The organism is Mesorhizobium sp. CNPSo 4684, assembly GCF_057784315.1.
In genome coordinates, this window is the sequence record NZ_JBWLUX010000007.1 from 101,386 (window position 1) to 124,726 (window position 23,341).

At 62.2% G+C, this 23,341-nt stretch carries 18 protein-coding genes and 1 pseudogene; 10 read left to right on the forward strand and 9 right to left on the reverse strand.

Annotated elements, in window-relative coordinates; genetic code table 11:
• Positions 1 to 133: 133 nt before the first annotated feature.
• From AC04SG_RS08280 to AC04SG_RS08290, 3 genes are all read left to right on the forward strand, one after another.
• Positions 134 to 1,423, forward strand: a complete 1,290-nt coding sequence (locus tag AC04SG_RS08280; RefSeq protein WP_488550631.1) for an RsmB/NOP family class I SAM-dependent RNA methyltransferase — start codon at positions 134 to 136, stop codon at positions 1,421 to 1,423.
• 138 nt (positions 1,424 to 1,561) lie between these two features.
• Positions 1,562 to 2,020 (forward strand): PaaI family thioesterase, encoded by a 459-nt coding sequence (locus AC04SG_RS08285; RefSeq protein WP_013893903.1) that lies wholly within the window; start codon positions 1,562 to 1,564, stop codon positions 2,018 to 2,020.
• 135 nt (positions 2,021 to 2,155) lie between these two features.
• Entirely contained in the window at positions 2,156 to 2,794 is a 639-nt protein-coding gene (locus tag AC04SG_RS08290) for a 5'-methylthioadenosine/S-adenosylhomocysteine nucleosidase (RefSeq protein WP_488550632.1), read from the forward strand.
• A 9-nt stretch (positions 2,795 to 2,803) separates the two neighbouring features.
• On the opposite strand, the gene AC04SG_RS08295 is transcribed toward AC04SG_RS08290, so the two are convergent.
• Positions 2,804 to 3,121: a hypothetical protein gene (locus AC04SG_RS08295; protein ID WP_488550633.1), complete on the reverse strand. Its 318-nt coding sequence runs from the start codon at positions 3,119 to 3,121 to the stop codon at positions 2,804 to 2,806.
• Positions 3,122 to 3,204: 83 nt separating this feature from the next.
• On the opposite strand from AC04SG_RS08295, the gene AC04SG_RS08300 reads away from it, so the two are divergent.
• The 3 genes from AC04SG_RS08300 to AC04SG_RS08310 all read left to right on the forward strand — a co-directional run bounded on the left by AC04SG_RS08300 (position 3,205) and on the right by AC04SG_RS08310 (position 6,872).
• Positions 3,205 to 3,687: a MarR family winged helix-turn-helix transcriptional regulator gene (locus AC04SG_RS08300; protein WP_192250466.1), complete on the forward strand. Its 483-nt coding sequence runs from the start codon at positions 3,205 to 3,207 to the stop codon at positions 3,685 to 3,687.
• Between the two features lie 55 nt (positions 3,688 to 3,742).
• Positions 3,743 to 5,305 carry a glutamine-hydrolyzing GMP synthase gene (gene guaA / locus AC04SG_RS08305; protein ID WP_192250469.1) on the forward strand — a complete coding sequence of 521 codons (1,563 nt, stop codon included), beginning with the start codon at positions 3,743 to 3,745 and terminating at the stop codon, positions 5,303 to 5,305.
• A 313-nt stretch (positions 5,306 to 5,618) separates the two neighbouring features.
• Positions 5,619 to 6,872, forward strand: a complete 1,254-nt coding sequence (locus AC04SG_RS08310; RefSeq protein ID WP_488550634.1) for a tyrosine-type recombinase/integrase — start codon at positions 5,619 to 5,621, stop codon at positions 6,870 to 6,872.
• Here AC04SG_RS08310 and AC04SG_RS08315 read toward each other — a convergent pair.
• Positions 6,853 to 7,212, reverse strand: a complete 360-nt coding sequence (locus AC04SG_RS08315; RefSeq protein ID WP_488550635.1) for a helix-turn-helix transcriptional regulator — start codon at positions 7,210 to 7,212, stop codon at positions 6,853 to 6,855. The genes AC04SG_RS08310 and AC04SG_RS08315 overlap by 20 nt on opposite strands.
• Before the next feature lie 277 nt (positions 7,213 to 7,489).
• Here AC04SG_RS08315 and AC04SG_RS08320 point away from each other — a divergent pair, with 277 nt between their 5' ends.
• Entirely contained in the window at positions 7,490 to 8,446 is a 957-nt protein-coding gene (locus AC04SG_RS08320) for a DUF1403 family protein (RefSeq protein WP_488550636.1), read from the forward strand.
• A gap of 2 nt (positions 8,447 to 8,448) precedes the next feature.
• A pseudogene (gene scpB / locus AC04SG_RS08325) lies at positions 8,449 to 9,157 on the forward strand (SMC-Scp complex subunit ScpB).
• Between the two features lie 10 nt (positions 9,158 to 9,167).
• Here scpB and AC04SG_RS08330 read toward each other — a convergent pair.
• On the reverse strand, positions 9,168 to 12,467 hold the full coding sequence (locus tag AC04SG_RS08330) for a UvrD-helicase domain-containing protein (protein WP_488550637.1): 3,300 nt from the start codon (positions 12,465 to 12,467) through the stop codon (positions 9,168 to 9,170).
• The gene (locus AC04SG_RS08335; RefSeq protein WP_488550638.1) at positions 12,449 to 15,100 is read right to left on the reverse strand and encodes a PD-(D/E)XK nuclease family protein; all 2,652 of its coding nucleotides are present in this window, start codon (positions 15,098 to 15,100) and stop codon (positions 12,449 to 12,451) included. The genes AC04SG_RS08330 and AC04SG_RS08335 overlap by 19 nt, the downstream gene beginning before the upstream one ends.
• Positions 15,101 to 15,199: 99 nt before the next feature.
• Here AC04SG_RS08335 and AC04SG_RS08340 point away from each other — a divergent pair, with 99 nt between their 5' ends.
• Positions 15,200 to 16,987 (forward strand): ATP-dependent nuclease, encoded by a 1,788-nt coding sequence (locus tag AC04SG_RS08340; protein WP_488550639.1) that lies wholly within the window; start codon positions 15,200 to 15,202, stop codon positions 16,985 to 16,987.
• 22 nt (positions 16,988 to 17,009) lie between these two features.
• On the forward strand, positions 17,010 to 18,761 hold the full coding sequence (locus AC04SG_RS08345) for an ATP-dependent helicase (RefSeq protein WP_488550640.1): 1,752 nt from the start codon (positions 17,010 to 17,012) through the stop codon (positions 18,759 to 18,761).
• Positions 18,762 to 18,861: 100 nt separating this feature from the next.
• Here AC04SG_RS08345 and AC04SG_RS08350 read toward each other — a convergent pair whose 3' ends face one another.
• The 5 genes from AC04SG_RS08350 to AC04SG_RS08370 all read right to left on the reverse strand — a co-directional run bounded on the left by AC04SG_RS08350 (position 18,862) and on the right by AC04SG_RS08370 (position 22,787).
• Positions 18,862 to 19,980 carry a GIY-YIG nuclease family protein gene (locus AC04SG_RS08350; RefSeq protein WP_488550641.1) on the reverse strand — a complete coding sequence of 373 codons (1,119 nt, stop codon included), beginning with the start codon at positions 19,978 to 19,980 and terminating at the stop codon, positions 18,862 to 18,864.
• A 155-nt stretch (positions 19,981 to 20,135) separates the two neighbouring features.
• The gene (locus AC04SG_RS08355; protein ID WP_488550642.1) at positions 20,136 to 20,903 is read right to left on the reverse strand and encodes a hypothetical protein; all 768 of its coding nucleotides are present in this window, start codon (positions 20,901 to 20,903) and stop codon (positions 20,136 to 20,138) included.
• Positions 20,904 to 20,965: 62 nt separating this feature from the next.
• Complete coding sequence (locus AC04SG_RS08360) at positions 20,966 to 21,571, reverse strand: BRCT domain-containing protein (RefSeq protein WP_488550643.1); 606 nt, start codon at positions 21,569 to 21,571, stop codon at positions 20,966 to 20,968.
• A 10-nt stretch (positions 21,572 to 21,581) separates the two neighbouring features.
• Positions 21,582 to 22,247 carry a thermonuclease family protein gene (locus tag AC04SG_RS08365; RefSeq protein WP_488550644.1) on the reverse strand — a complete coding sequence of 222 codons (666 nt, stop codon included), beginning with the start codon at positions 22,245 to 22,247 and terminating at the stop codon, positions 21,582 to 21,584.
• 363 nt (positions 22,248 to 22,610) lie between these two features.
• Entirely contained in the window at positions 22,611 to 22,787 is a 177-nt protein-coding gene (locus AC04SG_RS08370; RefSeq protein ID WP_127426917.1) for a YegP family protein, read from the reverse strand.
• Between the last annotated feature and the right edge of the window lie 554 nt (positions 22,788 to 23,341).

A 23,341-nucleotide genomic window follows, 5' to 3' on the forward strand; every position in this document is an offset into this window, starting at 1 on the left:
CGCACATTTGCCGGCCGGGAAATTCGCCGACCGCGATCGGGGTAGTCTCGTTGCCGCGAATGCGAGCGGGGTTCAATCTCGACGTGAAAGGCTCTAAGAGCAAGCCGGGAAGCTTGATTGAATGGAATGATGGATGCGACTGGGTGGACGGCTGGCGGCAGCCATTGAAGTGCTGGAAGACATTGGCCGGCGCCACCGGCCGGTGGCCGATGCGCTGAAGGATTGGGGCCTGTCGCATCGCTTTGCCGGCGGTGGCGACCGCGCGGCGATCGGCAACATCGTTTACGACGCGCTGCGCCACAAGCGTTCGGCCGGCTGGCTGCTCGGTGAAGACACGCCGCGCGCCATCGGCTTCGGCGCGCTGCTCATCGAATGGGGCCAGACGGCGCTATCGCTCAACGATGCGCTTGACTGCGACAAGTTCGCGCCGCCGCTGCTCAGCGCCGCCGAGTTGCAGGCGCTGGCCGAACGCCGGCCTGAAGACGCGCCGGAGGCGGTGCGGGCGGACGTGCCCGACTGGTGTGCGCCGCTGTTCGAGCGAGCCTTTGGCGCAGGCTGGGTCGAGGAGGGCGCAGCTCTGGCCACTCGCCCGCCGCTCGATATAAGGGTAAACACGCTGCAGTCCGACCGTGCCAAGGTGCTGGCGGAACTCGCCGATACCGGCGCCAAACCGGCCGCTATTGCGCCGCAAGGCATTCGCATCCCGCCGATCGACGGCGACGGCCGGCATCCCAATGTGCAGGCTGAGCCCGCCTTCCAGAAAGGCTGGTTCGAGGTCCAGGACGAGGGTTCGCAGATCGTTGCGGCGCTGGCCGGGGCGCAAGCCGGTATGCAGGTGCTCGACTTCTGCGCCGGCGCCGGCGGCAAGACGCTGGCCCTGTCGGCGGCGATGGCCAACAAAGGCCAGGTTTTCGCCCACGACGCCGAAAAGGCGCGGCTGGCGCCGATCTTCGACCGCATCCGCCGATCGGAAAACCGAAATGTGCAGATCGTCACCAAGCCGGCCGAACTGTCCCCGCTCGCGGGCCATATGGACATCGTGCTCGTCGATGCGCCCTGCACCGGCAGCGGCACCTGGCGGCGCCGTCCCGATGCCAAATGGCGGCTGACACAGAGACAGCTCGATGCCCGCAAGAACGAACAGTCGGCGATCCTCGATGCCGCTAAAACCTATGTCAAACCTGGTGGCCTCTTGGTCTACATCACCTGTTCGGTGTTCGACGACGAGAATGGCGAGCAGATCGCGGCCTTCCGCGAGCGGCACAAGGGCTTTGCCCCGGTAGATCATCGCGCGCTCTGGGACATCAGCTTCCCCGGTCATGCGGCGGCCGCGCGGATCGGCAAGACAAGCGACATCTCCCTGTCGCCGGCGCTGAGCGGCACTGACGGGTTCTATTTCTGCGCGCTGCGCCGGGCGGCTTGAGCCTTGCCGCAAATCGGCAGTCTTCAGCCGGCTCTCGTCCCTTGATGGCAGGCGGCGCTTTGCTGCAGTGCAGCAAAAGCATTTGCGCGGCGTTCAAGCCTCTGCAATAAGCTTTGCAGATCAATCAGGGCGACAGCCATGGCAGCAAAGATCGTACCGGCTCCCGACTATGAGGATCGCGTCAGGGCGTCCTTCGCGCGCCAGCAGGCGATGGCGACGATCGGCGCCGAGCTGACGCTGGTGACGCCAGGCATCATCGAGATCGAGATGCCCTATTCGGCGGCACTCACCCAGCAGCATGGTTTCCTGCACGCCGGCGTGATTTCGACGGCGTTGGACTCGGCCTGTGGCTATGCCGCGTTTTCGCTGATGCCAGAAAATTCCGGTGTGCTGACCATCGAGTTCAAGGTCAATCTCCTGGCGCCGGGCAGGGGCGAGCGTTTCCTGTTTCGCGGCTCGGTGACCAAGCCCGGCCGCACCATCATCGTCGCCGACGGCCAGGCCTACGCCTTCGCCGTTGACGGCGAGGCCAAGCTCATTGCGACGATGACCGGAACGATGATGACGGTGGTCGGGCGTGACGGGATTGCAGGGTGAGGAGCGGTCCGCGAAGCGGACTAAAAGCCCCCAAATGGGCTTTTCGAGCGACGAACGCCCGGAGCTATAGCGAAGGGCCGGGAGGCGATGACGGCAAGCTGCCCTCTTTCTTCCGCAGCCAAGGGAGACGAATTCATGACCGGTAAAGTGTCGCGCATTGGCGGCAAAAATGTCCTCTTCGTCATGGCCGCGCAGGCCGAGTACGGTCCGCATCTGCAGAAACTGTTCACGCCGCTGATGACAGGCGTTGGCCCGGTCGAGGCAGGCGTGCGCCTCGGCGCCGAACTGTCCTGGCTGAAATCCGAGAAGACGCTGCCCGATCTCGTCGTCTCGCTCGGCTCCGCCGGCAGCCGCACGCTGGAGCAGACGGAAATTTACCAGGCCGTCTCGGTCAGCTATCGCGACATCGACGCCTCCCCCTTAGGGTTCGAGAAGGGCGCAACGCCGTTTCTCGACCTGCCGGTGGCCATGCCGCTGCCGTTCCGGATTCCCGACATCAAGGAGGCCAGCCTGTCGACCGGCGGCGCCATCATCACCGGCGGCGCTTATGACGCAATCGCCGCCGATATGGTCGACATGGAGACCTTCGCTTGCCTGCGCGCCTGCCAGCTGTTCGATATCCCGCTGATCGGCCTGCGCGGCATTTCCGACGGCGCGGCTGACCTGCGGCATGTCGGTGGCTGGACTGAATATCTGCATGTCATCGACGAGAAGCTGGCGGATGCGGTCGGGCTGCTCGACCAAGCGATCGACGACGGTTTGCTCGGCGCCTGACTCTACTGATCAGGCCGCCAGGCTGGCGGGGTCGCCGAAATCGATGCGCGCGATGCGCCCGCGCACGGTTCCGGTAGCATCGACATAGTCGATTGCTCCCGGTGTATGGTCGAGTTTCCAGGAACCGACCGGGCCATCCGTCCATTCGACTTTGTAGCCGTCGTCCAGCAGGTCCCATCGCCCATGGAAGCGGGTGCCGTCCGGCAGGAGCATGTGCGCCTTGTTTGCGGTTTCGTAGTGGATGAACGCGCTCTTGCCGCCCATGTCGATGACATGCGTTGTGCCGATCATGATAATGGCCAGCGTGTCCTTGTTTAGAATGGTCATTGTCCCAGTCCGAGGTTTGAGTCCAAAAGCGCTCGACGCAATGAAAATCGTCAAGTATCTTGACTATATGGAGTGAAGACAAAGTGGTCAAGGAGCTTGACGAAAAAACCGAAGCACTTCCTGATCACATCGGTTGGCGCCTGTGGCAGGCGAGTCGCGCCTGGCAGGCCGAATTCGCCGCCGCAATGCGCGCTGCCGGTCACGGCTGGTTTACGGAAGCGCGCGCTGGGCTGCTGGGGCACATTGCCCGCGACGGGATTCGCCAGGCTGCTCTGATCGATCGCTCGGCGATTTCCAAGCAGGCGGTCCAGCAATTGCTCGACGGGCTGGAGGCGGAAGGCGTGGTGCAGCGCCTGCCCGATCCGCAGGATGGACGCGGCAAGCTTGTTGGCTATACGCGCAAGGGTCTGGACGCTTTGCGCGACGGTGACCGCATCAAACTGCAGATCGAACGACGCTATGTCGAGCGCATCGGCCTGCAGCGCTTCGCAGCGCTGATGGATGCTTTACGGACCCTGGATGCGGGACCGGCGGCTGCCGCCGATAAAGACACCGAAGTTCAGTAACAGTGCGGCCTCACAACCCATTGCGCCGACTCGTTTCTTTCTCTAAAGGCTCGCCATGACGACAGCCAATCATCCCGATACAGTCCTGATTGTCGATTTCGGCAGCCAGTTTACGCAGCTCATCGCCCGCCGCATCCGCGAGGCCGGCGTGTTTTCCGAGATCGTGCCGTTCCAATCGGCCGAAGCTGCCTTCAAGCGCATAAATCCCAAAGCCGTGATCCTGTCTGGCGGTCCCGCCTCGACATCGGACATAGGCAGCCCGCGCGCGCCGCAGATCGTCTTCGATGCCGGCGTGCCGGTGCTCGGCATCTGTTACGGCCAGATGGCGCTGTGCGTGCAGATGGGCGGCGTTGCCGAAAGCTCAAACCATCGCGAATTCGGCCGCGCCTTCGTCGAGATCGAGAAGGACAGCCCGCTGTTCGAGGGCCTGTGGGCGCCCGGCCAGCGCCACCAGGTGTGGATGAGCCATGGCGACCGCGTCATCTCGCTGCCGAAGGGGTTCGAAGTCTTCGGCAAGTCGGAAGGCTCGCCCTTCGCCATCTTCGGCAATGTCGCGCGCAAGATGTACGGCATCATGTTCCACCCCGAAGTGGTGCATACGCCCGATGGCGCCAGGCTGCTCAGGAACTTCGTCCACAACATTGCCGGCATCGAAGGCGACTGGACGATGCGCGCCTATCGCGAGCATGCCGTCGAGACCATCCGCAAGCAGGTCGGCAAGGGCAAGGTGATCTGCGCGCTGTCGGGCGGTGTGGATTCTTCCGTCGCCGCGCTGTTGATCCATGAGGCGGTCGGCGACCAGCTCACCTGCATCCTCGTCGACCATGGCCTGATGCGCAAGGACGAGGCCGCGGGCGTGGTGGCGATGTTCCGCCAGCACTACAATTTGCCGCTGATCCTGGTCGACGCTTCGGAAAAATTCATCTCGGCGCTGGAAGGCGAGTCCGACCCCGAGAAGAAGCGCAAGACCATCGGCCGGCTCTTCATCGAAGTGTTCGAGGAAGAGGCCAAGAAATTAGGCGGTGCGGATTTCCTGGCGCAAGGCACACTCTATCCCGACGTCATCGAAAGCGTCTCCTTCACCGGCGGCCCGTCGGTGACCATCAAGTCGCACCACAATGTCGGCGGCCTGCCCGCGCGTATGAACATGCAGCTGGTCGAGCCGCTGCGCGAACTGTTCAAGGATGAGGTGAGGGCGCTCGGCAAGGAACTCGGCCTGCCCGAAAGTTTTATCGGCCGCCATCCGTTCCCGGGGCCCGGCCTCGCCATCCGCTGCCCAGGCGGCATCACCCGCGAAAAGCTCGAAATCCTGCGCGAGGCCGACGCCATCTATCTCGACGAGATCCGCAAAGCCGGCCTCTACGACGCCATCTGGCAGGCTTTCGCCGTGCTTTTGCCGGTGCAGACCGTCGGCGTGATGGGCGACGGCCGCACCTACGAATTCGTCTGCGCGCTACGCGCCGTCACCTCGGTCGACGGCATGACGGCGGATTTCTACCACTACGACATGGCTTTCCTCGGCGCCGCCGCCACCCGCATCATCAACGAGGTCAAGGGCATCAACCGTGTTGTTTACGACGTGACCTCGAAACCGCCAGGGACGATCGAGTGGGAATGAAGCTGCATCCTTTTCTACCTTTCGGCAACTATCGGTCGGGCAACGTAAATCACTGAAATTTCAAATCTTTTCTCTTGAGGACTATCGGTATCGATCGCCTCCAAGCGAGAACATCTGACGGTAAGCCGGACGGTATAGATCTCTGCTCCCTCTACACGAATGCTCTATACCGTCAGAGCGTTGATCAGCAGCTAACGCTGAAGATTTCATCTAGCTTATTGAAAATTAAGTGTTTTATTCGGGGGTTGACGGTAAAATCGTTGACGGTAAAATTGGGGGCGAAGATTCCCTAAATTGTCCTTGGTTACTCCCCATGCTGACCGACATCGCCATTAAGCGACTGAAACCAAAAGATAAAATCTATAAGGTCGCCGATCGTGACGGTATGTATGCGACCGTCTCTCCGGCCGGGCAAATCGCATTCCGATACGACTATCGGATAAACGGCCGACGAGAGACTGTGACCCTGGGCCGTTACGGTGCGGGAGGCATCACCCTGTCAGAAGCGAGGGACCGCTGCCTAGACGCTCGCAGGCTGGTTGCCGAGGGGAAGTCGCCGGCACAGGAAAAGCAGCGCGCTAAGCGGCGTCGGCTAACCGTTGGAACTTTTGGCGATGCCGGTAAGGACTGGTTCAAGAACGCTGCGATGGCGGACAGCACGCGATCTATGCGCAAGGTCATTTTCGATCGAGACATTTTGCCGATCTGGGAGAAGCGGCTCCTAACCGAAATCACACCTGACGATTTGCGGGAACTCTGCATCAAGGTGAAGAACCGCGGTGCCCCGGCAACTGCGATCCACGTCCGGGATATCGTGAAGCAGATCTATGGCTATGTCATGCTGAACGGCGAGAAGATCTCCAATCCCGCGGACGAGGTGGGGCCCTCTTCGATAGCCACCTTTGAGCCGAAGGACCGGGCCTTGTCTCCTTCGGAAATCCGCATCATGCTCAAAGAGTTGGAAAATGTGCCTACACTGCCGACCATTCGTCTAGGCCTCAAGCTGATATTGCTCACGGTGGTGCGAAAGAGCGAGCTGCTAGATGCAACGTGGGACGAGGTCGATTTTGAGAACGCCGTGTGGCGCATTCCAAAAGAGCGGATGAAGCGAAAGAAGGCCCATAACGTCTACCTGTCGCGCCAGTCCCTGGACATTATGATAGCGCTCAAGACATGTGCGGCGAACTCGCAATATGTACTGCCCTCCCGCTACGATGCCGACGAGCCAATGTCGCGCGCCACCTTTAACCGGGTCACCATGGCGATCGTCGCCCGCGCAAAGAAGCAAAACCTCCCGCTGGCGCCCTTCACGGTGCACGACCTACGTCGCACGGGCTCAACGCTGCTAAACGAAATCGGATTCAATCGGGACTGGATTGAAAAATGCCTCGCTCACGAAGACAGCCGCTCATCACGCGGGGTCTACAACAGAGCTGAGTATGAGCCGCAGCGTCGCCACATGCTGCAGGAATGGGCCGATATGATTGACGCGTGGGCGGCAGGCAAGAAGCACACCCCGGCACTTCAGCCGACGGTAGAAGCGGCGATTACCCTTGATCCGACTTGACTGGTCTCGATTTCCGCAGCCTTACATTGGGGGGGGCAACAGGCTCGATCCTTCCGGCGGATGACATGTTCCGTCGCTCCTCGACCCAAGCCTCGATTTCTGCCAGGTCCCAGACGACGCAGCGGGGCGTGAGATTGAATCGTCGCGGAAATTCGCCACGTTGTTCCATCTCATAGATCGTCGTGTCGGACAGCGGAATGATTTCACGCAGCTGGGGTCGGCGGACAGTTCGCACCACTTGACGCGAAGAAATGTGCGGCAGAACCGGTAGAGGGCTCGAAGTCTCGGTCTCGACCAGCTCTCGCCCATCTCGTCGAGAAGATTGCTGCCACTTGGCCATTGGTGTAACCGCGTAAATCCTAATCAAGACGCAGAATTTGCCAGATTGTGTGCGACGTCGATATTACCCTCATCTACTACTAAGCCTCGTCGCTCTCCCTGCTTTTAAACATGTGGGTGGTCGGTCATACGTGCTGGTTTTCTGCAGCCGTCCTTTCTTGTGCGGGGGCGAAACGAGCGACGATGCAAGATTATCATTCGTTCTTGTGCGCCGACAGGCTGTGCGTTTGGGCTGAAAATAATGGCGAAAAGCGCACGGGCGATTTACCCTCGAAGTCATGATTCGCCTCGATCCCGCGACCGCCAACTCCGCCGCGCCGCCCACCGTTCCGGCCTGGGCGCTCGCGACCGGCCGCGACACCAGCGACGCCGACGCTGTCTTCAAGGCCGGCGCCGCGCTGGTGACGCTCGACACGCTGGCCCGCGCGCAGCCCAGCTGGTCCGGCGCCTGGCGCCAGCGGCTGGCGCTCAAATGCGCCGCCGCCAGCATGCGGCTGGGCGGCCGCGGCGAGGACGCGTCCGCCTTGCGCGATGTCTGGCATTTGCGCCCGGCCGGCGCCGATCCCGGCCCCGCCGGCGCCATCTATAGCGCCTGGCGGCAGTTGGCCGTGCAGCCGCCGGTGGTCAGCCCCGATCGGCTGGCAAAAGTGGCCGAGATGCTCGGGCTCGCCTGGGACGACGAGGCGGTCGCCGACCTCTGTACACACATCGAAGATCTCGCGGCGGCGCAGCGGCCGGCGCCGTTCGCCGCCGCGGCGATCGCCGCTCACATTGTCTCGGTGCGGCCCGACTCCGAGCTTTTGGCCTGGTGGCTGGCCGACCTGGCGCTGGCGCAAGGCCTGCGCTGGCCGCGGCCGCTGCCGCTCCTGATGGTGCAGGCCTTTGCTCCGCCCTCCCGCGCCGAGGCGGGCGGTGCCAGGCGGGTCCGACCCGGGGACAAAAATTTTGAGCGGGCGGTTTGCGTGGCGTTGGTTCAAGCTGTGGCCGATGCCTGCCGGCTGGCGGTCGAGTTGTCGCGTCGCGCCGAAAAACTTCTCGCGGTGGTGCCGAAACTGCGCGCCAGGGGCGCCGGCGACGTGATTTTTTTGCTCCTGAATGAAGACGTCGTCTCCGGATCGCTGACGACGAAGAACCTGTCGCGCTTTGCGGCGCGGCGGCTGTTCGAGCGGCTGCTGCAACTGGATGCCGTGCGAGAGCTCTCCGGCCGTCCGACCTTCCGGCTGTTTGGGCTGTAGCGATGAGCGAGGCAGCCCGAGCCGAACGCCCGCGAGACAAGGGTGGTGTCCAGCGAATGCTGGTCGACACCGAGCTCGCGCACCTGCCGCCAGAACTGCGCTGGCGCGAATGGATGGGCCGCGTCGAAGCGGTGATCTTTGCGGCAAATGAACCGGTGACACGTAGTGTCCTCGCGCGGGTGGTGGGAAGAAACTGCAACATCGACCTGGTTATCGACGACATTCGCGCCGAGCTCGCCGGCCGCCCTTATGAGCTGGTCGCGGTCGCCGGCGGCTGGCAGCACCGGACCAAGAAAGCCTTTGGCGACGTCATCCACGCCGCCTTCGGCACACCTGCGGGGCAAGGGGCGAAAGAATTGTCGCAGTCTGAGTCGCTCGTTTTGATGTGCATTGCTTATTTTCAGCCGATCACGCGCGGCGAACTGTCGAGCTTTTTCGGCAAGGAGGTGTCGCGCGATCTGATCGGCGCTGCGCGCGCAGGATCTCATCGTCCCGGGGCCGCGCAGCCCGCAGCCGGGCGCGCCTTACACCTATGTGACGACCAAAAATTTCCTGTCGCAGTTCGGGTTCGACACGCTGCGCCAGCTGCCGGATTTCGAGGCGCTCGAGGACGCTAGGCTGCTGTCGAAGGAGAAGCTGCTCGCGGGTGACATCTTGCCAGGGTTTGCAGACATCGACGTTGATGGTCCCAGCGCTGCGCTCGACGGATAGATGATCCCCATCACGGAGGGACAATCCACGCGATCTCGCCGCTTGTCAGATAGACAATTGCGCCGCGCATGGCGCCGGTCGCCGACAGGTAGTCACGCAGCTGCTGCACATGTGATTCACGCACCGCAGGTGTGGGATGGACATCGGATTTCCAATCGATGGCGGCGTCGACACGGTCTTCGATGATCGCCAAAGCGTCGGCCCGCCCGGCAACAAGGCTCACCTCATCGCGCCCCCAGATTGCCATCTCGGGCACAAGGTGAGGCCGCAGTTCGGCGATCTGTGGCAAAGCGAGCCCGCGGAGGGCCGCTGCTCCCATCTCATTGGGATCGGGCCGAGGTCCATCGTCATTTACGTCGGTCACCAATTGATTGAGCAGTTCGCGAGCGCGGTTAACGCTTGCGTCGAGTTCTCCCGCAAGCTCGCCGGTCAGAAGCTCTTCCATCAGCTTGTGAAGGATGACGCCGCGGCGGGCTCCGGCACCGACCACCTCGAAATGCTCAATGTGGCTCTCCGAAGTTACGACGCCCTCGAGAGGGTCGCCGAGTCGATCGGCATCGTGTTCGCTGGGTCGGCGCCACACGATCGGCGGCGCGCTTTCCTCGACGCATCGCTGCTCGGCGGCAAAAATGTCGGAAGACTGCTCGTTGGGCAGAGACGCCGGTGCCGGCATTTTGCGCCGGGCAAAGGACGTAAGGTCCAGCTCAGGAATGTCGCACTGACGCAGGTCTATTGAGCTGAACCAGGAATCTTTCGACGCCTGGGGGATGTGAGGGAGGATCAGGAGATCCCGTGCCCGTGTGCAGGCCACATACCAAATCCGCTCGCGTTGATTGCCGTCTTCCAGGCTTTCCGCGGCACGCGCTGCAGCCAGCTCCGGCGGTGCGACGCCGCCGAGCATCCAATGCAGGCTGTTATCGGATTGCCGATGCACGAACTGGTCCGGCCGGTAGAGTTCGGTTGTGGAATTGACCGGAATGACCACCGGCCATTCCAACCCCTTGGCGCTGTGAATGGTCACGACCTCGACGGCGTCCGCAGCAGCGTCGATGCGTCCCTCCTGCGCCCGCGCCCTGCGCTCCCAATCCGACTGAAGATCTCGAATGAAGGCCCGCAGGCCAGCGACCGAATAGCCGCGCGCTCTTTCGATCAGGGCGTCGAGATTGGCGAGAGCGCGCGCATTTCGGTTGCCATGCCGCGCCGCTATGATCACGCGAACGTTCAAGCGCTCGATGACATCCGCAAGGATCAGGCTCGGGGTCACGATCGACGCCCGTCGGCGAAGTTGTTGCAGCTCGACGAGAATATGCCTTGCCACTTGATGCTGAACCAATTCCGGATCCGTTTGGACAGTGAAAAAGCTCTGGCCTTCTTCCTTTTCGGCAACCGCCGCGGTGATGTCGAGGAGCTCCTGTTCGCTCAAACCCACCAGCGGCCCACGCATCAGCGCGCCAAAAGCCAGCGTGTCGGAGGAATCGGCCAGGACCCGCAAGAGCGCCAGGATGTCCTGTGTCTCCTGCCGCCGCATCAGCGTCTGACCGGCTTGCGAGGAGACCGCAAGGCCACGCTGCTCGAGCGCCCGCTCGTAGCGCCACAGCTCCGTGTGTCCCGGCGAAAGCAGCGCGATGTCGCCGGCCTGCAGCAGTGTGCATGTCTTGTCGGCGCGTTGTATCGACACATTGCCGATCAAGGCGGCGCAGATGTCGGCAACCCGCTCCGCCTCGGCCTCGCGAAACATCTCTGCGTAGATGCGTCCCTCGGTCGCGACCTCGACGGTGAAGCGCGCCACGCAAGGAAGCGGGTGCGACGCTTCGAACAGCGTGGGCGCGAGCGCGACATATCGGGGCTGCGACGGCTTGGCAAAGACCGGCTCGAAGCAGGCATTCACATGGTCAATGATCGGGCTCAGCGATCGGAAATTGGCGGTGATCTCGAGCACCGCGCCATGATCCTGGCCATCGATCAACTGGCGGCAGAGTTCGTAGGCTTCGATGTCCGCGCCGCGGAAACGGTAGATCGCCTGTTTCGGATCGCCGACGAGGAACAGCGAACCGGGCCGCAGCTCCGACTTCTCCCATCGTTCTGGCCGCGCTTGGGTCGCGGCGATCGAGAACAAAATCTCGTTCTGGATGCCGTCGGTGTCCTGGAACTCATCGACCAGGATGTAGCGATAGCGCTGGCCGATGGCCTGACGCACCTCTTCATGGTCGCGGACCAGCGAGCGAACATGGATCAGCAAGTCGTCGAAGTCCAGGACGGCGGCCGCGCGCTTGCGCGCCTGATAGCTTTCGAGCAGCTGGTCGAGTGAGGCCGACAACGAGCACACAAGCGTGCTGGCGATCTGGCCGACGAGCTCGCTCCATGCGATGACAACCGTTTCATAAAGCGCCCGGCCGTCAACTGAACCTGTGTCGTTGCGGTGAGCGCCGAAGCCTCGGGCCGCATCTTCGTAGCCTTTGAGTTGCAGGCCCTGGCGCTCGAAGAGACGGCCGGTTCCCGGATCGCAAAGCCGCCACAGGGTTCCGAAATCCGCTTTGCTTGCGAGGCAATTCTGATAGCGCTCTGCGAGCCGGCGCAATTCGTGCGCGATCTCGGAGAGCCATCTGTCGGGTTCGACGCTCGCCTGCCATCGGTCGAAATCATCCACCGCCTGGACGAAATCGATGTCGGGCCGCGCGTCGAGCGACGTAGGGATCGGTTGGGCATCGGGGTGCTTGCGCCGAAGGTTCGCGAGTTCGCGAATGAGGTCGACGACCTGAAGGGGGATTTCCTCGGCCAGCACGACGATCGGATCGCCTTCCGCCGCGTCTGTCGCAAGCCGTCGCGAGAACCAGGCCGAGAGCTCGGCCATGAACAGATTGTCGGCCACCGTCGCATCGACCACACGGGCGCCGGGGTCGAGGCCTGCCCGCAATCCATGGCTGCGGATGATCGCCTGGCAAAATCCATGAATGGTCGTCGCCGTCAGTTGATCTAGGCGAGGAGAGGCAGCAACAAGCGCTTCGCGTTGCCGCTCCGAAAGGCCCTGCGGAAGAACCGCTTGAAGGAAAGCAGGAACATTGCCCGCCAGCAGCGCGTCGATCGTCTTCCTGATCCGGCGCGCGAGCTCGCTCGCCGCGAGTTCCGTGAAGGTGATTGCCGCGATGTCACCCGGTTGATGGCCGGCTGCGAGCATCATCGCCACACGACCGGCCATCAGCGAGGTCTTGCCGGTTCCCGCGGCCGCTTCCACCAGCAGGATCGACAAGAAATCGGTCATGGCCCGGCAACGGGCCTCTTGGTCGACAAGCATCATGTCGAGGCGCTCCACAGCCGGTTGAGGGGCTGGTTCGCCGTCCGGAACTCGGAGGCCTTGCGGCGCAGATAGCTTTCACGATCGGCGGGAAGAGCAAGGCGCATATCGTCATAATCGATGTCCTGCTCCCAACGCGGCGCGATCCGGCCGCTGCGCAGGATCGTCATGGCCGCCGACAGATAGCCCACCGCCTCGCCCACCGCACCATCGAGCTCGTCACCCTTGAGTTCGAAAGTTATGGGATCGTCGGCGAGATAGACGAGGCGCGCCACGACCGTCCTGACTTCGGGCAGCAGCGCCCGGGCCGCGATCGCGTACAGCACGCGCTGCAGTTCCCGTCCCTGGCCCAGCGCGATGCGCTGATGCTTTGGCGGCGGTTTGGCGCTCTTGTAGTCGGTGATGCGTGCGCCATCGCCCGTGGCACGGATGTCGAGCCGATCCATGCGGCCGCCGAACACCAGCCCGGTCTGCTCGATCGGCACCACGACCGTCGTGTCCCACGGCGCCTCTTCCTCCGTGCCATCCTGCTGACCGAACAGCACCTCCGTCCAGCTGCGCGTATCGGGTCTGACCTGATCGTCGGCGGCAAGGCCACGGGCCGTGCGACGCGCGGCCTCGCTCACCGTATGGCGCCAAAGGATCGGTGGCGGAACGGAACGCTGCAGTGGCCAGGCGTGCAGGATCGCGCTCGAAGCGTCCATGATCGCAGCTTCGATCTCGTCAGCGCTGGCGCGCGCGAACCCCGGCGTCGGCTCGAGCGCTGCGATGGCGCCGCTGATCAGCTCATGCACCAGCTCGCCGAATGAGGCCGCACCGAGCTGCAGCGGGTCGGATTGGAACTGGATAGAGCGCCAGCCCAAGGCGTAACGCCAGACAAATCCGAGCGGATCGCGCAGCAGCCTCTGGAGCGACGTCGTCGACTGGACCCGCGACAAGGCTCTGTCGATCGCTGGATGATTGGCGCCTGATAGGCCGTCATGTGGCGTCAATGTCGACGGCCGTTGCCAATTGCGCCAGCAAAGCTGGCTCTGGCGAACATGGGCGAGTTGGCCGGCATCGCGCGGTCTCGCCAATACCCTGTCCGCCTCACTGAAGGCATGCCCCGGGATGCGATCGCGCTTGTGCACAATCTCCCCCGATGGCCAGAGCGAGCTTGGCGACAGAACGCTGCCCTTGGCGTTGCGCAGCGAGCGCGACAGGACGAGTTGTTCGCGGGTGTGCGCCTCGATAATCTTGAAATGCTGCCGGTCGCGGTCGGCGACCCCCACAGGATGAAGCCTGCGGCGATCGAGCAAATGGTGCGGCAGCAGCGGGTCGTCGTTTTCCGACCGCGGCCAGGACCGGGTGGTGAGGCCGAGCAGGCGGGTATACGGTCGCGGACAGGCCGCCAGTTGCGAGGCGGGGCACCAAACGACGCTGTTGGCCGGGTCACGCTGATCGGCGACGCGCAACGCCTGCAAGGACAGGGCGATGGCTTGTGCCGGCGCGCTTCGCAGACCCTCCTCCCACATCGCCAGGCCGGCGCCGCTCAGCAACCGCGCACCCGCCTCTGCCGCCATGTCGGCGCCGCGCGCGAGCAGTTCGAGAACAGGAAGCAGGATCTGCTCGCTAAGCAGGCCGTCGGCGCGGTGCGGTCTCGCCGCCGACAGGACTTCGCGCCACTGGTCGAGGCTGCGCAAGCCGGCGCTGCGCGGGATCGCGACGAACCAGTCCGAGGGAAGCCGGCCCGCGAACGGGTGCGCGGGCAAGCGCCGGATCAGGCGCCATACCCGCTCCTGGTTGAGCCCGTTTGCGAGAATGTCGGCCAGTGCGGCACCGGCCTGGCCCTCTTGCGTGCTCAAGGCAGGCACGCCATGAGAGAAATACAACGGCAACCCGGCGCTTCGTGCGTAGGCCAGGAAATGATCGTCCCAGTCCTGCGTCGACGTCGCGGCAATGGCGATGTCCTTTGCTTGAACCTTGCCTGAGCCGAGCAGCTGGCGTGTCCAGCGTAGGGCCTCGATGACCTCCGACTTGGGGTCCGCGCTCGCTTCGACCGTTGTTCGGACCGGAGTAGTCGCCGGCTTCTTCCGGATCGACCCTCTGAACCATGGTTGCTCGACAGGTTCCGGCAACTCCCAGATGAGATCGGTGACGCGCGCGAGCTCGTTGACAAGCGGCCGCCAAAGCGGATCGACGTCCACCAGTCTCGACAGCGTCACCGAACCCAACAGTCTGCGCGCAAGATCGATCCGCCTGCCGGCGGCGTCGCGTAGATCGCGCGGCAGCATGTGCGCGGGTGGGATGTGATCGCGAACGTAGGTCTCGATGCGATAAAGGTCGTCAAACCGCGGCGCTTCGCCTGCCAGTGACGACAGATCGAGATCCGCCCGCCAGGCGCAATCGAGCGCATGGAGAACGGCGCGTGGCATTCCCGGCAAGCCGGCTACGGTTGCGATGTCGCCAAAACTCTCGGACGCGAGCGCGGCCTGGATCGCCGGATAGAGCACGTCCGTGCCAGCCGGTGTGGCAAAGCCGCCAACCAGGCGTGCCGCCAGCAGGGGCAGGGTGACGATCTCGCGGCCGATTGCTCCCTCTCGTGCCGCGGCGCCGCGGGCGCTGCGCAGCGCCAGCATGCCATCGACGACGTGGGTGGAGCGAATGGGCATCGGGTTTTCGTGTGTTCTCTCAACGGGGCACTGTGATCGCCCAAGATCACCGGCTATTGAAGATCAGGCAAAGAAAAACTTCGGACTTTGGGGACGGAAATGCAGCTGAGCAAGCTGAGCATTAGGAATTTCAGGAATTTTCAGTCGATCGACGTCGCTCTGGCCGGCAATGTCGTGCTGCTCGGCGAGAACCGGGTCGGCAAGAGCAATCTGCTCTTCGCGATCCAGCTCATCCTCGATCCGACCATGCCCGATTCGGCACGACAGCTGAAGCTCACCGATTTCTGGGATGGCGGGCCACCTGACTATAGCGCGCCCATTGAGGTGCACCTGGAAATCTCCGATTTCACGACGGACATGGCGCTGACGGCGCTTTTGACCGATTTCCGGGCGCCCCATGATCCAAACATCGCTCGCCTGAGCTACGTCTTCCGCAAGAAGGCGGACGTCGCGGGCCCGCCGCAGTCCGGCGCCGACTGCGAATTTCTGGTCTTCGGCGGTGGCGACGAAACGCGTTCGCTGCCGAGCAAGCTGCGTCGGCGCATTGCGATCGATCTGCTCGACGCCTTGCGGGACGCCGAAGGCCAACTCGGCAGTTGGCGGGCTTCCCCACTGCGTCATCTCCTCGAAGAGGCCGTCTCGGGCATCAGCCGTCCGGATCTCGACACCGTGGCGGCCGAACTCGACAAGGCGAGCAAGGCGCTTGAGGCTTTTCCGACCATCAAGACGCTTGAAGATGAACTGCGCGCCGGCATTGCCCACCTGTCCGGAAAGGCGCATGACATCGACGCCCGTTTGAGATTCGCGCCCGCCGACCCGCTGCGTCTCTTCCGGGCGATTGCGATGTTCATCGACGGCGGCAAACGTGGCATCGCCGAGGCCAGCCTCGGATCGGCGAACGTTGCGTTGCTGGCGCTGAAGCTTGCGGAATTCGCCTGGCGTCGGAAGAAGAACGAACGAAACTTTTCGCTGCTTTGCATCGAGGAGCCGGAAGCGCATCTTCACCCGCACCTCCAGCGATCGGTTTTTTCCAAGCTGCTTGGTAAGGCCGAAGCTTCCCAGGCCATGATCGTCACCAGCCACTCGCCAACCCTGGCTGCGGTAGCGCCGTTGCGATCGATCGTCCAGCTGAAGAGGAGAGGGGGCGCGACGCAGGCGTTCTCGCTCGCGAACCTGCCGGTGACATCCGACGAGCTCGACGATCTGGAAAACTATCTTGATGCGACGCGCGCCGAGCTGCTGTTCGCGCGCGGCGCGATCTTCGTCGAAGGCGATGCGGAAGAGGCGCTCATGCCCGTCTTCGCTTCGTCCCTCGGCCATTCGCTCGACGATCTCGGCATCACCGTCTGCAATGTCGCCGGCACGAACTTTCGCCCTTATGTCAAGCTCGCCGAGGCGCTGGCGCTGCCCTATTGCGTCATCACCGACTGGGATCCACTTGACGGCAGCAAGCCGCCTCTGGGCAATAAGCGCACTCTCGATCTGTGCCAAGACATGCGCATTCTTCGAGGAATTCCTGTCTTAACGCCGGCCGAATTGGCGGCATGGCAGGCAGTGGATTATACCGCCTTCAGTTTGGAGGCGACGAAGTCCAACATTTTCCTGAACGATCAGACCTTCGAAGTCTCCATTGCCGACACGCCCACCCTCTTGAATCCGCTCCTCGATATTCTCAGCGACCAGGATTTCGGATCTGTGCGGACCAAGCGAATTGCTGCCTGGGGGGCCGGCACGCCAGTCGATGCTGAACAACTGCTGGCCATGGTCGCGAGTGTCGGCAAGGGGCGGCTCGGCGCCCGGCTTGCGAAAAAGGCCGTCGGACTCCCACCGCCTCCCTACATCGCTGCCGCCCTCGCCGCCCTCGTAACCTTGGTCTCCAATGCTTAGCGACCGGGCCCTTCTTCAGGCCTTGGCTGAACTCAAGGGCAACCCGGAGCAGGCGGCCGCGGTCGTGGAGAAGGGCCATTGCGTGGTGCTGGCCGGTCCGGGAAGCGGCAAGACCAAGACGCTGACGACAGCGATGGCGCGCGCGCTGATCCAGGACGTGGCCGATCCTCGCGGCGTTGCCTGCATCACCTACAACAACGACTGCGCGATCGAACTGGAAACGCGGCTCGCGCGCCTCGGGATCATCCCGGGCGACCGGGCTTTCATCGGCACCGTGCATAGTTTCGCGCTGAGCCAGGTCATCGGTCCCTATGCGCGTTGCGTGCCTATTGGGCTTCCACCAGACTTCAAGGTCGCAAGCAAATCGCAAATGAAAGCCGCCGTCGAAACGGCGTACCAAAACTCGATCGGCGGTTACGGCAACCCACACGACCGATGGAAGTTCGCTTCGGAAAAGCGCCTTCGCGACGTCGACCGCACGCGACCCGAATGGCGGGGACACAATCCGGAATTGGCGGATTTCATCGAAGCCTACGAGGCTGAGCTGCGCCGGCAAGGCCTGATCGATTTCGACGACATGCCGCTGATCGCCTATCGCATGATCAGGGAGAATGGCTGGATCCGCGACGCGCTTCGCGCTCGCTTTCCTGTGTTGTTTGTCGACGAATACCAGGATCTCGGTCACGCGCTGCATGAGCTCGTCCTGCTGCTCTGCTTCGAGGGAGGGATTCGGCTCTTCGCGGTCGGCGACACCGACCAGTCGATCTATGCCTTCGCCGGCGCCAATCCCGAACTGCTGGAAAGCCTGACGCGCCGGCCCGATGTGCGGACGATCAGGCTTCGCTTCAATTACCGGTCGGGCGCGAAAATCATTCGGGCGTCGCTCGGCGCGCTTGGCGAGGAACGCGACTATCGCGGCATCGACGGCGCGCCCGACGGCGATCTGAGCTTCTGGCCGGTTCCCTACGGACACGACAACCAGGCTGACACGATCGCCGGCACAATCATTCCCAAGCTGTTGGAACAAGGGTTCGAGCTTGGAACAATCGCGGTTCTTTATCGGGCCGCCTGGCTCGGCGACAAGGTGGCGGCCGCCTTGAAAGAGGCGGGGATCCCTTTTGTCCGGACCGACACGAATGCGCTGGTCAAGAGAAGCTCCCGGCTGGCGCGGTTCGTCGAGGAATGCGCCCGCTGGATCACCGGCGGCTGGCGCAATGCCGAACCGCCATGCGCACGGCTGCTTTCACAGGCGCTGACGCTGGTCTACGGGCGCCACGCCAGCGAACGCGAGGAGCAGGAGCTGTCCGCGCAACTCATGGGGTTCCTCAACGCCTCGCTCGCAACCGCCGAGACGACCCACGTCTGGCTCCAGCGCTTTTCTCGTGAACTTGTTACGCCGTGGCGCAAAATTGCGCGCAACTCCGAACAGGAATGGGACGTCTGTGCGGAAATGATCGCCAACACCGATCCGGTCCGAGACCTCGATCTTCCCCTTGCGCACTTCGCCGGGCGGGTCGAGGGATCCGGTCGCGTCAACCTGAGCACCCTGCACAGCGCCAAAGGCAGGGAGTTCGATGCGGCCATCATATATGGAGTAAACGCTTCCGACATTCCGAGCACGCGCGACAAGCAGACTCCCGCGAGCCTTCGTGAGGCCAGGCGCTTGTTTTACGTCGGGGTGACGCGCCCGAAAAAACACCTCAGCCTGGTCTATCAGGAACACCACCACTCACCATGGGTCTTCGAGCTTTACCAGCGAAGTCAGCAGGATTGAATCCCGAGTAAATCGGCGTAGTCGACCAGCTCCTCATCCGAGCTGTGCCCCCATCCTGGCGGCCGACCTTCAGCCTGACGTTCAACATGCTCGACGTTGTCTAAATCACTCGGGTATATGTCTCTCCGTCGATCACCCGTTGCACTTGCTCACGGTTCCGTGCGCCTATCCGTTCGGCGATAGTCTCAGCTGGATGGACCTTCGCAAGCTCCCGAATAGCCCGGACCTGCTCAACTGAGAGGCGGTCATCTCGGCCGCAAATCTGGGCGACGGCCCAGGCGTCGTCCTTCCATTTTTCCGAGACCCAAGGGGCAGGAAGTCCCTTGCGGGGATGGTCACGTAACCAGTTTTCGAGAATACTGTCGCGCTCGTCGGGCAGCGGCACGACACGATCACCCAGCATGCCATTTTCACGAAGATATCGCAGACCCGACTTGCCTCCCGGGATCATATTGAGGCGCCGTTGGTCGTGCCAATGTCCGTCCACCAGCCATTCCTCCGTGGCATAGAGCCGTTCGATATCATCGGTGATCGCCATGACCTTGTGGTGGATGTAGGTCACACGGCCAGCCTCTGTCTCTTCGCGAAGCTTTCGGTGAAACAGCAAGGGGCTACCGGTCTCCATCGCTCGTCGATGTTCCGCCCAGCGCTTCTGCCAACTACGGGTCGTGACGCCGACATAGAAGAACCCATCGTCGGGATAAGACGATCCTGAACCGAAGATGTGCTGATAGAGAACGAAGCTCTTTCTCGGAAACGATTCCGGAGCCAGAAGGAGATGCGCTGGCGCCGAGAAGACCTGACTTGGATTCTTCACGCCGGGGATATGGGCGGAGAAATCCCGGCGCGCCGCAGCTGCCAGCAGTGCCTGATCCTCAACGACATCGAGACGAATTGTCGGGCTAAGGGCAAGTTCTTTCTCCGCAAGAGCGTGACCCGACAGAAACTGATCGGAACCCACCATCCGATGTCCCACCCTGACCTTCATCGGGAGTGCGATGAATATCGGCCTGTCGCCGAGCGCAACAAAGTGGACGACCGGAATGAGCTGACCCGGTTTCACCCGTATCACCCCGCCCTTGCGCTTGGCCATTCCCAGCCAGAGTGCGCCATACTCCGATCGACACCATTGGCGCAGCGAGGTTTCGACCTCGTGAAACCGGCGATGCATGGGTTTTGGCGCGAGATGCTCCCACCAGGCGCGATTGATCGAGACCACGAAACCTCCAGTTCAATTAGTTTATGACGTCTGCTGAAAGCGGACTTGTCCGATAAGGGCCGCCATTCGCGCTAGGTCCATGACGATCACCCATGATGGCCGTTTCGACGGTCGGTCGCCGCACGCCGGTCCGCCATGGGTTGGCTCGACCTATGTCAGAAGGACAGGCGTGCTATGATCCTCGCCGGCCTCACTGCTCGGACCGCCGGTGCTACGGTTTCTGGTATTTGGAAGGTCCTCAGATTTTGCGCTTTGGATGTCGAGCCCGGTATCGCCGCCTCTGCTGAAGCAATATCTTTCGCGCTTACCTGTAACGGCTTACAGGCTCCCTTCTCGTCCCAAAGGTTCTTGGCGATTGCGCTTCCCACGGCTGCAGTGATGGCGCTGGGTGCAACATCGTTCGGTGCGACCTGGCGCGCGGCGATCAACGCCTTGATTGCCTCGCCCAGGATCGCTGCGGAGTCGTCGAACTCGACGCCACGGACCTGATCGAACCTCTTCTCCGTGCTTCCGTCAACGATGCAGTGATGCGCAATGAAGATCCAGTCGTGGATCATGTAGGCTGGGGCGTAGCACCAAGGCGACAGCCCTTTGAAGACCTGCGCGATCTTCGGGATTGAGCCGCCGTCCGTGTACATGAGGCCCGGCTTGATCGTGCTTCCTGGTGCTGCCGGATCTGCCCGATGGAAGATCAAGGGATCATGAGGGTCGGGCACGAACAGGAAACTCCCGTCACCGGAACTGTTGCCCTCACCGACCCACATCACGAGCAAGCTGCCGGATATCTCACCGGTGGTAAGCTTCTGGTCTATGGAGCTGCACCCAGCTGCTGTTTCAACTGCGAGCGCGATCACGCTCGCAATGAAGCGACCTGCAAATCGCCGAGACAGGCGGATCTGATCGCTGAACGCATTGTGTCGCATCGTTCCAGCTCGGTCGAATAGGGTGCTGATGGTATTAGACGCTGCCAAACGAACGGACGAATTCAGAGAAAACCGACCCAATGGCTCTCGGCCACAATCGAGATTGGCAACGCCTCGTCGCGCCAGGCGGTCGCTTTGAAAATCTTGTCGCCAAACGATGAGTGCTTCCAAGACTCCGTGGCGTAGGCACCGATCACGAGCACGTCGGTCTTTTGCGTCAAACTGCCGGCGCGGCCGCCACGATCCGCTATGGCCTGCTCGCAGTATTTTCGCTGGCCATAATTGAACGTCCCGGTGAAACAGTACGACCGACCTTCAAAGGTCAAATGCGGAGGCGGATTGCAAAGGGGCAGGGTGGTCGGCTTCAACACTTCCCCGAGTTCGAAATCTCGGTTCGAGAAGCTGTTCAACGTATCGAGAAGTTCGGTGTGTTCATCGGCATCGAGCACGCCGTCCGCAAGGATTTCATTGACCCGTCTGTACAAGGTCCGGACGATCGGCTGATCGCTAATCTCGACATTGGCGGCCAGCCACTTTTGCAGGAACTCGACTTCCGCCTTGTTGATACTTCCGTCTGCAGCGAGGCCGCGCGCTAACCCAATCAACTCATCGATCTGCCGCGAAGAAATACGATCGCCGCCGACGCGATTGTAAAACTTGTCATCCATGAACCCCTCCCTAGCAAAGCGTCTCGCACGCTACCCCGTCACCATCCCTATCCAGCTTGCGGCCCCACGCACAGTTGTGCAGGTACCATTGGGCGTCTTCGCAGGAACTGATTTGCGAGCAGTACCGCCGGGGCTCGCACGAAAGGCCGCCGCTTTGCGCGACCAGCTTGCGACTGATGATGCCGAGCGGCTGGCTCGACGGCGCAGCCCCGTCGTCATGCGATGCGCGCCAGTCCCAAGGCGCGTCGAACTTGCCAACCCATAGTCCAAGCCTCGCCGCCTTGGCCTTGGCCTGCTGCGGCGCATAGGCGCCGTTGCTGTAGCGCGGCCAATCGAGCGCCTGGCCATGTTCGACCATCCACCCCGCTACGCTGGTGCCGTCGGCGCGCCGGCAGTCGCCGACGTAGCGGTAATAGCGATCCCAAGTCACGAAAGTGCACTGCACCGGCCGCGAGGCTGCCAGGAAACTATCCAGCGCTTCGGCCGATCGTCGGCCGCACGGATACTCGAAGCCCTTGGCGTCGTCGCAATATTGCTTGCTCTCTGGCGCGTCGATCCCGTTGAACCGAATGCGCTGGCCGTGGATCTCGATTGTGTCACCGTCAATGACGGACGCCACGCCAGTCATGGGGGCAGGCTTTGGCTCGATCCAGTTCGAAAGGGTGAGGTCGGGCAAGCGATGACTATGCAGAATGACCCTCTCAGTAGCGAAGGCTCCGACTGCGGCAGCGGTGACGAAGATCAACCGTCGCGGCACACTTGCCCACCGCAGTGCACGGGAGTGTTTTGCTCCGGTGCGCTTGCGCCAGCGATAAGAACGATTGTCGTAACGAGACCTATCCACACCCCACTCCCCAGCGGAGAGAATGCTCCTAAATGTAGCAGAGGTCTAGTGAAGTCTATTTGCCGAAGATTGCCTTAGGAGCTGATGGCCTCACTTGCCCTAGCGCAACAAGTGCTAGTGCCGATCCGAAGCTCGTTCCGAAGCCAATATGCTTAGCTTCGGAATTGTCGCAGCGTGGCATGGCCTCGAAGGCGATCAGCTATTGTCTTCGACCGGTGCACTCGGGCCATTTTTCTTAATCGAGTCGATGGCGTTCTGAGCGCTGGATTTGCTTGAATACCCCTCGGTCGAGAATATCACCTCGCTGTTGTACTTGAAGCGAACGCGATATTCGCCAGCTTTGTCCTTATAGATTTCGAACTTATGTGCCATGGGTGTGCCCTCCGTTGACAGTGAGAAGCTCGCAGGAATCGAGTTGGCCTTCAAGATCGCCTTGGCCCCTGCCAACAGGTGTTTTGCTTCTCGTTGGGCTACGGAAGCGGCGTGAGCATCCCTGAGGATGCGAGCGAGCTGCGATCGTGGCGAGCCGTTTGATCAGCCACAATGTTCAGTCTGGACAACCCGCCGGACAATGGATCGCGGCGTACGCGGGTCCGATTCGACGGCAGCTTTGCGCCTTCAGCACGTCGGACGTTGAGTGAGGCTAAGAGGAATCCCAGAAGCAGCCGTTGGTCCATGCAAAAGCAGATAGGGTAGATTCCGAATTTTGCGTGCGCTCAACATCGACGCAACCGCATACTTAAGAGCCAAGCGTCGCGACGGCTGTTCGAGGACTTGATGCAATCTGTTATTGGTTCCGAGTCTGAAAAATCCAAGTGCATCGTGGCAGATGGCAAAGAACGGCAACAGAGATGACTTCTCGCGCGCGACAAGGAGCCGGCTTGCAAGACAAGCGCGGTATCATTGTAGCAATCCAAGTTGCAGAC